Below are 11,927 nucleotides of genomic sequence, written 5' to 3'. Positions count from 1 at the left end.
GGGCGGGCGAGGCAGGAGACACGTCCCGGTGAGGCGATCATGACCACGAAACTGTTCGGCGAACCGGTCAGGCGACGCGAGGACCCCCGGCTGCTGACCGGGCGTGGCCTCTACCTCGACGACCTGGGAGCGGGGGCGCTGCAGGCGGCGTTCGTCCGCTCCCCGCACGCCCACGCCCGGATCCGCGACATCGACGTCTCGGCCGCCATCGAGGTCGACGGGCTGGTGGCGATCTACACCTGGGAGGACCTGCCCGGCGCGCTCGCCGAGCCGCTGCCGCTGCTCATCCCGCATCCGGCGCTGACCCACGGCCGCACCGCGTACCCGCTGGCCCGCGAGATCGTCAGGCACGTCGGCGAGCCCGTCGTGATGGTCGTCGCCCGCGACCGCTACCTCGCCGAGGACGCCTGTGCGCTCATCGAGGTCGACTACGAGATCCTCAAACCGGTGGTCGGGGTGGAGGAGGCCGCGCAGTCCGCCCAGCTCGTGCACGCCGACGTGCCGGGCAACGTCGGCGCGCACCTGATCCAGGAGGTGCCCTCGGCAGCCGGGCTCGGCGCACGCGAGGCCATCGACGCCGCGCCGCACACGCTGGCCTTCCGGCTCGACATCGAGCGCAGCGCGTCCATGCCGCTGGAGGGGCGCGGCGTGCACGCCCGCTGGGACGCCGACGACCACTCGCTGCGCGTCCACTCCAGCACCCAGACCTCCACCAGCGTCCGGATGGCCATCGCGGCCAAGCTCGGCCTGCCGCTGCCCAAGGTCGAGGTCGTCGCCCCGGACGTGGGCGGCGGTTTCGGGGTGAAGATCGTGCACCCGTGGCCGGAGGAGATCCTGGTCCCGTGGGCGGCGATCAGGCTCGGCCAGGAGGTCAAGTGGACCGAGGACCGGCGCGAGCACTTCATCTCCTCCGCGCACGAGCGCGCCCAGGTGCAGTCGGTCCGGGTCGGCTTCGACGACGAGGGCCGGATTCTGGGCCTGGACGTCGAGATTCTGCACGACCACGGCGCCTACACGCCGTACGGGATCATCGTGCCGATCATCACCGCCACCCAGCTCCTCGGCCCGTACAAGATCGGCGCCTACCGGGTCGCGTTCTCCTCGATCTACACCAACACCGTGCAGGTCACCCCCTACCGGGGGGCGGGCCGCCCGCAGGCGGTCTTCTGCATGGAGCGGAGCATGGACCACATCGCCGAGCACCTGGGGGCCGACCGCACCGCGGTGCGCGCGGCCAACTTCATCCAGCCCGACGAGTTCCCCTACGACCAGGGCCTGATCTTCCAGGACGGCCGCCCGCTGATCTACGACAGCGGTGACTACCCCGAGTCGCTGCGGCTGCTCAAGGAGCTGATCGGCTGGGACGACTTCCCCGCGCTGAAGGCCCGTGCCGCCGCCGAGGGGCGCGCGATCGGGATCGGGATCGGCTGCTACGTCGAGGGCACCGGCGTCGGCCCGTACGAGGGCGGCCACGTCCAGGTCACCTCGGACGGCCGGGTGCACGTCTCCACCGGGCTCACCTCCCAGGGCCAGGGCCACGAGACGGTGTTCGCGCAGATCGCCGCCACCGAGCTGGGCGTGCCGCTGGAACAGGTCTCGGTGGTCACCGGAGACACCCGAAGGTTCGGTTACGCGGTCGGCACCTTCGCCTCGCGGGCCGCGGTGATGAGCGGCAACGCGATCGCCCTGGCCTGCAGGAAGGTCAGGGAGAAGGCGCTGCGGATCGCCGCCGAGGCGCTGGAAGCCGACCCCCGCGACCTGGAGATCGTCGACGGGGAGGTGCGGGTGGTCGGCGCCCCCGGCACCGCGATCCCGCTGGCGACCGTGGCGGTGCTGTCCAACCCGCTGCGCTACGCCTTCGACGCCGAGGCCGCCAGGGCGACCCAGTTCGCGGGCACCTCGTCCTTCGACCGGCCACCGGTGGCCGAGGGGGAGGAGCCGGGGCTTGAGGGCCGGGACTACTACTCGCCGATCCGCTCGACCTTCGCCTCCGGCATGCACGCGGCGATCGTGGAGACCGACCCGCTGACCGCGGAGATCCGCATCCTTCGCTACGCCGTGGTGCACGACTGCGGCAACCTGATCAATCCGATGATCGTCGAGGGGCAGATCCACGGCGGGGTCGCCCAGGGTGTCGGCGGCGCCCTGTACGAGAAGATGGTCTACGACGGCCACGGCCAGTTGCTGAACGCCTCGTTCATGGACTTCCTGATGCCGTACGCCACCGAGGTGCCCTTCGTCGAGACCGCGCACCTGGAGACCCCGTCGCCACTCAACCCCTTGGGCATCAAGGGAGCGGGCGAGGCGGGGGTCATCCCGGTCTCGGCGGTGATCGCCTCGGCGATCGAGGACGCGGAGGGGATCAGGATCGACCGGATGCCCATCTCCCCGTCGGACCTCTTCGACCTGCGCCGCGCCGCTACCGGACGATCCACCTCCGAAACCTGACCTTTCACTCCGTCCGCCCCCGCCGGGGCGCGGACGTTCGTTGGGCGGTCTCCGGCCCCTGCCCGGCTCACCCTGAATCCAGCGCGAGTTCTCCGTCCGAGTGGCCCGTGACTGCGTGGCCCACAGCTGCCCCGCCCTCGCCCGCGCGGCACTGCGGATGATGGAGCACAACATGCGCGCCCACACCCTGCTCGCCGATCAGTGCCTGCGGCGGTGACAGGCTTCTCATCGACCGGCGGGCATCCTCTCGACACCTCATCCCCGGAGGAACCCGGAGGAACCCGGAGGAACCCGGAGGAACCCGGAGGAACGGAGTGCTACGGGGTCAGGACCACCTTGTTGCATTTGTCCTGCTTGTGCTTGAACATCTCGTAGGCGCGCGGGGCGTCCTCCAGCCGCATGCGGTGGCTGATCACAAAGCTGGGATCGATGTCGCCGTTGCGGATCCTGCCCAGCAGAGGTTTCAGGTAGCGCTGCACGTGGCACTGGCCGCTCCGCATCGTCAGTGACCGGTTCATCAGCGAGCCCATCGGGAACTTGTCGATCAGGCCGCCGTAGACGCCGATCACGGAGACGATTCCACCGTTGCGGCAGGACATGATCGCCTCGCGCAGGGCGTACGGGTGGTCGGTCTCCATCCGGGTCGCCTGCCTGGCCCGGTCGTAGGCGTGCACGATGCCGGCGGGGTGATGGGCCTCCATGCCCACGGCGTCGATGCAGGCGTCCGGACCCCGGCCGGCGGTCATGTCCCGCAGCGCGTCGAGGACATCGACCTCCTCGTAGTTGAGCGTCTCGGCGCCGGCGCGCCTGGCCCTCTCCAGCCGGTAGGGGAAGCGGTCGATGGAGATGACCCGTTCGGCTCCCATCAGGAAAGCGCTGGCGGCCGCGAACTGGCCGACAGGTCCGGCCCCCCATACGGCGATGACGTCCCCGGGCTTGATGTCACACATCTCCGCGCCCATCCAGCCGGTGGGCAGGATGTCGGACAGGAACAGCACCTGCTCGTCCGGCAGGCCGTCCTCGATCTTGATCGGCCCCACGTCGGCGAACGGCACTCGCGCGTACTCCGCCTGACCTCCGGGGTAGCCGCCGAGCATGTGGGAGTAGCCGAAGATGCCCGCGGGAGTGTGACCCATGAGCTTCTCCGCCAGACCGGCGTTGGGGTTGGAGTTCTCACACACCGAGTACATGCCGTGATCGCAGGCGCCGCAGGAGCCGCAGGCGATCGGGAAGGGCACCACCACGCGATCACCGACCCGCAGCTTCGTCACCTTGGACCCGACTTCCACCACCTCGCCCATGAACTCGTGGCCGAGGATGTCGCCCTTCTCCATGGTCGGGATGTAGCCGTCGTAGAGGTGCAGGTCGGAGCCGCAGATCGCGGTCGAGGTGATCCGGACGATGGCGTCACAAGCGTTCAGGATCCTGGGATCGGGGACCTCCTGGACCTCGACGGTGTTGCGGCCCATCCAGCAGTTGGCTTTCATGAGGCGCTCCCTGACATCGCGGGCTGAGCGGGGCGTTGCGTGGCTTGCCACAGGGCGCGGGCGCCCTCCGGGATCCCCTCGGAGCGGACCACCTCTCCGGTCTCCAGGACCTGCTTGAACCGGCACAGATCGTCTCGTACCTGCTGTTCGGGATGCTCGCCCAGCAGTCGGGCGAAGGCGGTGCCGATCTTGCCGCCCGGCGGGTCGTATCTGAGGTTCACCCGCACCTCCGTGCCACGTTCGCCGGGCGCGTCGGTGAAACGCACGGAACCGCTGTTGGCGACGGCAGCCTTCCCGACGGAGCGCCAGGCGATCAACTCGCCCGAGCGGTCCTCGACGATCACCGCCTCCCACTCGATGGCCTTCTTCGCGGGTCCCCTCGCCTTCCAGTGCGATCGTCCGTCACCGATCACCCGTACCGACTCCAGGTGCGCCATGAAGCGGGGAAGGTTCTCGAAGTCGTGCCAGCACCGGTACACCTCCTCGCGGGGACGATTGATCGTGACGGCCGCGTGCAGATTCATCCCGTGCTCGGACTTTTCCTGACGGTGCCGCCTCGCGCGGACCGCGGTGTACAGGGCGGCGGCCGTACCGGCGGCGACCGCCGTCACGGCCATGGCGCGGCCGCGTCTCCGGCCGGTGCGGCCGGCGGTCGACAGGCCCGGCCGGATCCGGCCCGGGATGTCACCCGCGACACGGGTCCCTCCTCTGGAGGTGGGTCTGCGGCCGCCCGGCGGGGACGCCGGGTAAAACACACCCCACACGCCCGTCGGCGCCATCGCGTCGCGTGCCCGGGCCGAGTCCTCGACACCGGGCGCGCGCCTACCGGCGCCCGACGCGGCGAACCGCGCCGCGAGCCGTGCCACGCCCACTCCCAGGCCGGCCCAGCCCAGCGCGCGGGCGAGGGTGTGAGTCGTGTGTTCGTATCCTTCACCCATGATTTTCCTCACCTGGCTGGTGACTTTTCGCCATCGCTTCAGCGGCGGCCTGGCCCGGCGGCCACGACCGCTCTCGCTGCCCCGCCTGCGGCGCGGGCACCACCCGGACGGTCGTCCCGCGGGTTAATTCACTGTCTCTACCCCGCTGACCTGGTACGACACTGATTGTCCGAATCCTTTGGTCAGCCCTGGAATCCCAGGAGCCCAACCTCGTGGCACGTCTGCGATCAGGTGAGGGATCGCGTCCGCGCAGGTGGTGTACGAGTGTTTGAGATCGGTACCTGCCGCGCCTGGCTGATCGCCGTTGAAAAGCGCGGCGTAGTACGTGGGGAAAAGCGCGGCGAGGGTGGTGGAGTGGTTGGGGGCCGCTCACCGGTAACGCATCGTGCGGGGTGGAAGGTCAAAGCGCGGCGAGGGTGGTGGAGTGGTTGGGGGCCGCTCACCGGTATCGCATCGTGCGGGGTGGTGGCGGGCGTTGGCGGGTGTGGGTGACCGGGGGCGGGCCGGTGGAGCTCCGGGAGGGGGCAAAGCGGGTCATGGCGGGCGTGGAGGCGGGGCCGTGGTGGTGACGATCGGGGATTTTCCATGATCTGGGTGAGTTGGCACGCTGGGGGCGTGCGGATTCACCCAGATCATGGAAACCACAACTCCGGCCCCTCGGGTGGGCCGCCTTTCGTGGTGGAAGGCCCGATTCGTCCCCGCACCCGGCCGGGGGCGACCCCTGACCGGACGCCCCGCGGACCTTCGTACCCCGCACGGCGAGAGCCCCGCACGAGGCGGCGGCGAGCAGCGGCGAGGAGCGGCCCCGAATCCTTCCGCACCGCGGCGGACCCGTACCGATGGGCGGCCCTGAACCACTCCGCCGCCCTCGCTGCGCTTTTGATCTTCGACCCCGAACGACGCGACACCGGTGAGCGGCCCTGAACCACTCCGCCACCCTCGCCGCGCTTTTCCCCACGGACGACGCCGCGCTTTTCCACCGTGACCGGCTTACCGGATTCGGATGCTCGTACACCACGTCCGTGGACGCGACCCAGGTAAGGTCTCCTCCTGACCCGTTCACGAATGTGCGTGTGACTTCCGCCCATCGGTTTGCGGGCTCCACGGCAGAGGGGCTACGTCAGAGGCGGCCAGTATTTTCGGCGGGACCATGGCCGGGTCGACGACGCGCAGGCGGCTGGCCGGGGTCGGGTCGATGCCGCGTAAGGTCACCAGACGTTGCCCGTCCGCCTCGGCGAGCAGAGCGAGGGCAGCGGGCAGTCCGGCGGCGACCGTGGCGATCGCGAGGCCGATTCCGATCAGGCCAGGATGCTTGTGCGGGTATTCGATCCGATGCAACCCGGAGGCGGCGATCGCCTCGACTTCCCGGAGACGTTGCATCTGCCGAGCGTCGTTGGTCAGGATGACGTGGAAGCCCTCGGCCACCGCCCGGGGGTAGAGGTTCTCATCCCGTGTTCCGGACCAACGATCGAGATCCAGCAGGTGGACGATCTCATGCCCCAGGACGAAAGCGGCGATGGCCTGGTGGAGCGGCCGGGACACGTTCTCATCCAGCAGCAGCCTCACGAGGCTCCTTGGGGGGATCGTAGCTGTCAACGTAGTCGGCGAAATCGGCGGCATCCAGGGCCGCTGTGGCGGTGACGCTCGGGTAGTACTCGGAGATCCGCTCCGGGAGGACTCCGTCCCTGAGCAGTGCGGCGACCTCGTCATAAGGGACGCGGGTGCCCTCGATCACGGGCACCCCACCGCGAACCGCCGGATCCACCGTCACATGCGCGCGAGGTCGCAGCAACGGCGGGATGTGCCTGCCGTCACGGTAGAACGGCTGCAGGACGTCGACCATCTCGTGGATGACCACGTTGGCCTTCCTCCGCACCAGATCGACCGCCTGATCCGACTCGGCCAGGTAGATGCTGCTGCCGTCGGCGACCAGCGTGTAGGACGAGAGATGGTCGTGCTCTTTCAGATCGCCGCGGAGTGTGTCGAGCGCCCGTCTGATCTTCTGTAGTGAGGCGTCGTTACGCAGCTTGACGCAGGTTCGCAGCGCCACCACATCACGGAAGGAGTAGAGGACGGGGCGCGTGCCGGAGATCTCCGGTATCAGCACCGCGCCCTGTCTGACACCGGCCTTACGCCAGTGCGCGAGCTGGCGGAGCGTGGCGCCTGACAGCGCGGCAGCCAATTTCGGGTCGTACGTCATCACCTCACCCCTTCCGCGCTCCGTGAATCACACTTCCGCCCGGCCATCATCGCAAATCCCGCTACGTCGGTCAGGCATTACGCGGCGCCCTTCGCAGTCTTGATGCTTCCGGCCGGACTAGGGACGTCGTCACCGCTGCCCCCCCGCAGAGGACTTCGATGCCGCCCCGCCCGGCGGGTAAGGGTCAGGCGGCGAGTTCGTGGTTGAGGTGGTCGCGGAACTCGCGGACCATCATGCTGCCCTTGTACGGCTCAAGCCGACCGGCGAACTGCCGGATCAGATCGACCGAGCGTGCGGAGGCCAGCGCCTTCGTCGCCGGAATCGCGGCTCGGGCGGTGTCAAGAGCTCGCTCCAGCTCACCCATTTTCACGTATGCCTTGGCGGCATTGATCTGGTTGATCTGGGCGGATCGAGGAAGGCGTTTGCTGAACGAGGTCACGGCCGCTTCCGCATGGTTCGCCGCTCGCGTGTAGTCGCCGAGCAGCTGCCAGCACTCGCCCGCCTGGGCATTCAGCTCTACCTCGTCATGCATGCCGATCCATGCCGGGTCACGATCGGTGCTCCCTTGAGCGTGGGTGCTTTCCGCTTCGCCAAGCAGACGTTCGACCTGCTTGGCGCTGTGCCTGTCATCGGTCTCGGCTGGTTTGGCTTGCAGGGCCGTTGCCCACGCCTCCCTGGTCAGCATCAACGCCATGACGTTCGGGGACGCCTGTGCACGGCGTGCGGTGTCGGTCGCGGCTCGTGCGAGCCAGACCGCCATGGCGGCCTGCTCCAGATGAATCGCCTGCCTGGCCATCGTCGCCAGCACCCAGACCCCGGTCAGTGGATCGTCCCCCGTCTTCGCCAGCCGCAGGGCCTGGCCGAAGTGCTGCTGTGCCTGACCCTGCTGGTTCAGGTCGAAGGCCGTCCAGCCCGCCAGCAGTGTCATCCCGGCCGCCGCCGACATCAGCGCCGCCCCCACCTGCTCGTCGTAGCGGCCCTGCAACAGCGGGGCGACTGTGTTGTCGAGATACCGTGCCACCGTCGGGCGGACCAGGCCCGCCCCGAACTGGTTGTCCAATTGGCTGAAGACCGTGCGGGCCTCGTTGACGCGGTCGACGTCGGCTATGCCCACCGCGTGCCTGCTTCCCCGCTGCGCGGCCGATCGAGGGGGAGTGTCGTAGTTCCACGCCGACAGCCACCCGCCCAGCACCGAGGGCACGAACGGCAACGCGGCCAGCACGTGGCGCCGGGACTCGTCCACCTCATACCTCCACAACAGTGCGGCCGACTTCACGGTAGCCGCCGTCGACGTGTCGCCGTACTCCGTACCGGGCCACGAAGATGTCTCTCCGTGGGACCACCCCTCTATCCACTGCTCGACCTCCACCGCCTCCACCTCGAACACGGCCGCGATCTGTCTGCGGCTGTAGGCACGGATGCCCTGCTCGCTCCGCTCCCACCGGCCCCAGGTCCCCGGGGCCACCCCGACCGCTGCCGCCGCCTCCTCCTGAGTCATTCCCCGCTGCTTACGCGCCCTGGCCAGGTCCGGACGCCCCTTACCACCATGTGGCTTCCCCACGACCACTCTCCTTCGGTAATCGAATGACAACTCATTGTGATATTCGAAGACCTCTGGTCGCTACCCCTCAGCGAAACGCTCGGTTAACGCCTACCGCCGCCCAGTTACGCCCTCCTGATGCCCAGTCGCCTTCCACCTCCGGAACGGCCTCCAACGGCCGGTGATCAACGGGCAGGCGCTGATGTTCCCCCCTCCGATCACCCTGACGTTTCCTGCTGTGCACAGCCCCCACAGTGAACGGAGCGTGCTCATGCGGTCAGCCGACGACATCCCGCCAGGTGCCCAACACCACCCGGCCGAAAGCCCGGCGCCCCTGCCGGACCAGAACTGGAAACACCTCGACGCAACCGGACAGAGCACCACCCCGCCAGTACACGACACCAGGGCGACGGCACCGGACACCGAGATGAAGAGGCGACAGGCGGGGGTGACGGGGCCGGGCGCCGGGATGACAAGGCCAGACAGCGAGGCAGCAGGGCTGGGCGCCGGAGCGGTGGGGCCGGACACCGGGACAACGGGGCGGGACGGTGGCGCGGCGGGGCAGAGTGACATCCGTGCGCTTGTGAAGGTCCTGCAGCCCGGCTCGGCCTCGCGCCGTGCCCGGGCCGCCGTCCGGGAGGTGCTCCAGCAGGCAGGCCTGCCCGACGACGACATCGACACCGCCGAACTCATCGTCGCCGAACTCGCCGCCAACGCCGAGAAGCACGCCCGCCCGCCGTACGAGCTGCGGATCTTCAGCTTGGACGGCATCCCCACCTGGTGCGAGATCGTCGACGGTGACCCCAACCTGCATGAGATCCGCCTCATCCTCAACCTGCTGCACTCGGTGAAGAAGATCGGCCTTCCGCTGCTCGCCGAGAACGGCCGTGGCCTGCTCCTGGCCCACCAGCTCTCAGGTGGCCACTGCCAGACCTACCCGGCCATCACCCTCACCACTGCCACCCCCGGCAAGGCCGTCGCCTTCGCCCTGCCCACCCTCTCCGGCAACCGCCTGCTCTTCCCACCCCTCCCGGACCTCCGCCCCGGTCTCGCAGATCTCCGCCGCTGGTCATCGGGATAGATGCTGGGCGGGCGGGCTTTCGTGGGGAGCGGCCTCGGGGGCCCTTGAGTCTGCGGGCTCGCACAACTGCATCCATCACGGTGGGGCGTCCTCCGCTCCGGCCCTGGGCTCGCGCGGCTCCGGGAGCGGGAGCGTGGAAAGTGGGGCCCGTGTCCTTTGACACGGGCCCCACTGATGATTGTTATGCGCGCTGGAGTTGGGGCTTGATCGCCTCAGCCGTGCTGGTGTTGACGAGGTGGAGGGAAAGCATGGAGATCCAGGCCCAGCCGATCAGCGATGCGACGGCGAACAGCAGGCTCATCAGCCCGGGGTTGGTCTGTGGCAGGACGGCGTAGACGATCCCGCCGGCCACGCTGTAGATCGCCCACCCTTTCTGCTTGCCGGCGAGGAACCGGCGGGCGAACACCAGGCTCGCTGCCAGCAGGGCAAGGCCGGCCACCATGGAGGCCACGTTGTGAAGCGCGCCGTGCCAGGAGATCACTCCGTCGGCTGACCCGGCGGGGTAGCCGCTCGCCGGGTCGGTGACGAAGACGCCCGCGAGGACCAGTGCACCGCCGAAGACTCCGATCAGTCGGGGGCCCCATTTCGCCCCATGGCCCTGGCGCAGTGTCCGCCGCATCCCGATGGCCGCCGCGATGAACAGCGTGCCGGTGACGACGAAGTTGGCGATCTGCAGCCATCCGAGGTCTCCCGTCGCCAACTGGCTGAGCATGTGCCGGGAGAGATCGAAGCCGTCTCGGGTGAACGCCTGGGCGAACGCCACAGTGAAGAACAGCGGGGTCGCGACCGTACCGGCGGTCAGCAGTCGCTTCGTGGTCGTGGTGTCAGTCATCGGACGCGGCTCAGTTCGGCGTGGTAGCCGCCGCCGGGCCAGATCCAGTCCCCGGACAGGCTGTTGCCGTCGGGGCTGAACAGGGCGCGATAGTAGGCGGGTGAGCCTTTCTCGCCGCCCCAGATGGTGAGCGTGTCACCGTTGATCTCGTAGACGTAGTCGAGGGTCTCGCCCTGGCTGCCGTAGAACCGGGAGGTGATGTCCTCGCCTGGTTCCTCGGCGCCGAACGGCTTTTCCCGGCCGATGATCTCGATGCCGGTGATGTGCCGGCCGGCATGCTGAAGGTCGACCTCCTGCTTGAGGAAGTGACGGCCCACCAGCCAGGAATAGGTGACCTGGCCGGTGGCCTCGCCGCTCACCTTCCAGGTGCCGGTGAGCCGGTCTAGCTCGGTCATCGCGGTGTCCTGCTTGTTCGACATGAGGACCTCTCCTGTCCGCTTCGATGCTGCTGGGTTTGTCTGTGTGACGGCACGGCGCCTGGAAAGGAATCGGTGCCCGGCTCAGCCGTGCAGAAATTCCACGAGCGCGGGCGCGAGCTTTTTGGGGGCCATGACCACGGCGCCGTGGTTGAGGCCGGGCAGGGTGCGGTGTTCGGCATCGGGCAGGACATGGGCGAGTGCTCGTGCGGCGTTGTGGAATCCGGCCGGGCTTTTGCCGCCGGTAAGCACCAGGGACGGCGCTGTCGCGGCAGACCATCGGCCGGCCTCCAGCGGCTTGCCCTGCTGGGTCTCGCCCATCACCGCGGCGTCGTAGGGCAACGTGTGCGCCAGCGCCTTGAGGTTCGACCACACACCCGGCATCAGCCGCATCATGGTCACCATGAACGCGGGCATGCCCTGTGCCTTGGTCATGAAGTACCTGACCGCGTCGCCGCGCCGGTCGGCGGCCAGCAGCGCGTCGAGGTGCCGGGCGTAGTCCTTGGGTGGGCCGAAGCCGTCGTCGCCGATCACGAACGGCGGCTCGTAGAGTGCCAGTTTCTCGATGTTGAGCCCGGTCGCCGCAGCACGCAACGCCAGTACCGCCCCCGACGAACTCCCGAACACCGAGGCCGAACCCCCGACATGGTCGATCAACGCCGCGATGTCCTCGACCTCGCGTTCGGCCGCGTACCCTGGGGCGTCGCCACTGGCGCCCCGGCCTCGCCGGTCGTAGTTGATCACGGTGAAGTGCTGGGCGAGCAGGCCGGCGAGCTTACCGGCGTCGGAGCGGTCGGCCAGCGCCGAGGACACCAGGATGACCGCGGGCCCGGCACCGAGCCGCTCGAACGCGATCTCGGTTCCGTCCCGGGAGATGACCGTCGAGTTCACCGTGACCGCTGTTTTGCTGGTGGTGGACATGATTGTTCCCGTCTCAGGTGTCATACGGTGTTACCGGCTGTATGACGGCGCCTGGGCGGAGAAG

10 protein-coding genes are annotated in these 11,927 nt (G+C 68.8%); 2 read left to right on the top strand and 8 right to left on the bottom strand.

The features are described 5' to 3' along the window. Positions 1 to 39 precede the first annotated feature (39 nt). The gene (cutA, locus tag OG884_RS03280) at positions 40 to 2,448 is read left to right on the top strand and encodes an aerobic carbon-monoxide dehydrogenase large subunit (RefSeq protein WP_326641978.1); all 2,409 of its coding nucleotides are present in this window, start codon (positions 40 to 42) and stop codon (positions 2,446 to 2,448) included. A gap of 317 nt (positions 2,449 to 2,765) precedes the next feature. Here the strand turns inward: cutA and OG884_RS03275 are convergent, their stop codons facing one another. The 5 genes from OG884_RS03275 to OG884_RS03255 all read right to left on the bottom strand — a co-directional run bounded on the left by OG884_RS03275 (position 2,766) and on the right by OG884_RS03255 (position 8,634). Then, entirely contained in the window at positions 2,766 to 3,935 is a 1,170-nt protein-coding gene (locus tag OG884_RS03275; protein WP_326641976.1) for a zinc-dependent alcohol dehydrogenase, read from the bottom strand. Then, complete coding sequence (locus OG884_RS03270) at positions 3,932 to 4,873, bottom strand: SRPBCC family protein (protein ID WP_326641974.1); 942 nt, start codon at positions 4,871 to 4,873, stop codon at positions 3,932 to 3,934. The genes OG884_RS03275 and OG884_RS03270 overlap by 4 nt, the downstream gene beginning before the upstream one ends. A gap of 1,059 nt (positions 4,874 to 5,932) precedes the next feature. After that, the gene (locus OG884_RS03265; RefSeq protein ID WP_326641972.1) at positions 5,933 to 6,439 is read right to left on the bottom strand and encodes a DUF5615 family PIN-like protein; all 507 of its coding nucleotides are present in this window, start codon (positions 6,437 to 6,439) and stop codon (positions 5,933 to 5,935) included. After that, positions 6,420 to 7,073 carry a DUF433 domain-containing protein gene (locus OG884_RS03260; protein ID WP_326641970.1) on the bottom strand — a complete coding sequence of 218 codons (654 nt, stop codon included), beginning with the start codon at positions 7,071 to 7,073 and terminating at the stop codon, positions 6,420 to 6,422. The genes OG884_RS03265 and OG884_RS03260 overlap by 20 nt, the downstream gene beginning before the upstream one ends. 184 nt (positions 7,074 to 7,257) lie before the next feature. Next, a complete protein-coding gene (locus OG884_RS03255) occupies positions 7,258 to 8,634 on the bottom strand; it encodes a helix-turn-helix domain-containing protein (protein ID WP_326641968.1) in 1,377 nt (458 codons plus the stop codon). 250 nt (positions 8,635 to 8,884) lie between these two features. Between OG884_RS03255 and OG884_RS03250 the strand changes: the two genes are divergently transcribed. Continuing rightward, complete coding sequence (locus tag OG884_RS03250; protein ID WP_326641966.1) at positions 8,885 to 9,694, top strand: ATP-binding protein; 810 nt, start codon at positions 8,885 to 8,887, stop codon at positions 9,692 to 9,694. Positions 9,695 to 9,875: 181 nt separating this feature from the next. Here OG884_RS03250 and OG884_RS03245 read toward each other — a convergent pair whose 3' ends face one another. From OG884_RS03245 to OG884_RS03235, 3 genes are all read right to left on the bottom strand, one after another. Further along, positions 9,876 to 10,526, bottom strand: coding sequence for a DUF998 domain-containing protein (locus OG884_RS03245; protein ID WP_326641964.1), 651 nt, complete (start codon positions 10,524 to 10,526; stop codon positions 9,876 to 9,878). After that, positions 10,523 to 10,945 carry a hypothetical protein gene (locus OG884_RS03240; RefSeq protein ID WP_326641962.1) on the bottom strand — a complete coding sequence of 141 codons (423 nt, stop codon included), beginning with the start codon at positions 10,943 to 10,945 and terminating at the stop codon, positions 10,523 to 10,525. Before OG884_RS03240 ends, OG884_RS03245 begins: the two co-directional genes overlap by 4 nt. Before the next feature lie 81 nt (positions 10,946 to 11,026). After that, positions 11,027 to 11,863, bottom strand: a complete 837-nt coding sequence (locus OG884_RS03235) for an alpha/beta fold hydrolase (protein WP_326641960.1) — start codon at positions 11,861 to 11,863, stop codon at positions 11,027 to 11,029. Positions 11,864 to 11,927: the final 64 nt, after the last annotated feature.

The sequence above is a fragment of the Streptosporangium sp. NBC_01755 genome (assembly GCF_035917995.1).
Lineage (GTDB): Bacteria > Actinomycetota > Actinomycetes > Streptosporangiales > Streptosporangiaceae > Streptosporangium.
Note: the sequence above shows the minus strand (reverse complement) of the source record. Positions and strands in the feature narration are given on the sequence as shown.

Excerpts from the sequence above, each read along its gene's own strand:
- cutA (WP_326641978.1), top strand. The coding sequence starts at position 40 with ATGACCACGAAACTGTTCGGCGAACCGGTCAGGCGACGCGAGGACCCC.
- OG884_RS03275 (WP_326641976.1), bottom strand. The coding sequence starts at position 3,935 with ATGAAAGCCAACTGCTGGATGGGCCGCAACACCGTCGAGGTCCAGGAG.
- OG884_RS03270 (WP_326641974.1), bottom strand. The coding sequence starts at position 4,873 with ATGGGTGAAGGATACGAACACACGACTCACACCCTCGCCCGCGCGCTG.
- OG884_RS03260 (WP_326641970.1), bottom strand. The coding sequence starts at position 7,073 with ATGACGTACGACCCGAAATTGGCTGCCGCGCTGTCAGGCGCCACGCTC.
- OG884_RS03250 (WP_326641966.1), top strand. The coding sequence starts at position 8,885 with ATGCGGTCAGCCGACGACATCCCGCCAGGTGCCCAACACCACCCGGCC.
- OG884_RS03245 (WP_326641964.1), bottom strand. The coding sequence starts at position 10,526 with ATGACTGACACCACGACCACGAAGCGACTGCTGACCGCCGGTACGGTC.
- OG884_RS03240 (WP_326641962.1), bottom strand. The coding sequence starts at position 10,945 with ATGTCGAACAAGCAGGACACCGCGATGACCGAGCTAGACCGGCTCACC.
- OG884_RS03235 (WP_326641960.1), bottom strand. The coding sequence starts at position 11,863 with ATGTCCACCACCAGCAAAACAGCGGTCACGGTGAACTCGACGGTCATC.